This window comes from Streptomyces sp. SID13726, from assembly GCF_010548375.1.
Taxonomy (GTDB): Bacteria; Actinomycetota; Actinomycetes; order Streptomycetales; family Streptomycetaceae; genus Streptomyces.
Genome location: NZ_JAAGLY010000130.1, coordinates 1 through 650, shown reverse-complemented (window position 1 = coordinate 650; position 650 = coordinate 1). Strand labels below are relative to the sequence as shown.

The 650-nt window shown below is 68.5% G+C and carries 1 protein-coding gene; it reads right to left on the bottom strand.

What is annotated here, in order from left to right:
* Positions 1-650, bottom strand: a 650-nt coding sequence (locus G3I78_RS46745) for an HAD-IB family hydrolase (protein WP_164436685.1), incomplete at both ends; no start/stop codon positions are given.

The window sequence follows — 650 nt, the reverse complement described above, 5'->3', positions numbered from 1 at the left end:
GCGAGCACCGGCCACTGCCGGGCCACCGCCTCCCGCCGCAACGCCCGGTCGGGATTGACGGCGTGCGGGTGCCCGACCGCCTCCAGCATCGGGATGTCCGTCACCGAGTCGCTGTACGCGTAGCACCGCGCGAGGTCGTACCCCTCGGACTCCGCGAGCTCCCGCACCGCCTCGGCCTTGGTCGGCCCGTACGCGTAGTACCCGATCTCACCCGTGAAGCAGCCGTCCTCGCCGATGACCATGCGCGTCGCGACGACCCGGTCGGCGCCGAGCATCTCGCCGATGGGCTCGACGACTTCGGCGCCGGACGTCGAGACGATCACCACGTCACGGCCGGCGGTGTGGTGGGCCTCGATCAGGGAGGCGGCCTCGTCGTAGATCAGCGGGTCGATCAGGTCGTGCAGGGTCTCGGCGACGATCTCCCGCACCTGCTGGACGTTCCACCCCTTGCAGAGCGAGGACAGGTACTCACGCATCCGTTCCATCTGGTCGTGGTCGGCGCCGCCGACCAGGTAGATGAACTGGGTGTAGGCGGTGCGCAGCACGGCGCGGCGGTTGATCAGGCCGCCCTGGTAGAAGGACTTGCTGAACGTCAGAGTGCTTGACTTCGCAATGACCGTCTTGTCCAGGTCGAAGAAGGCTGCGGTGCG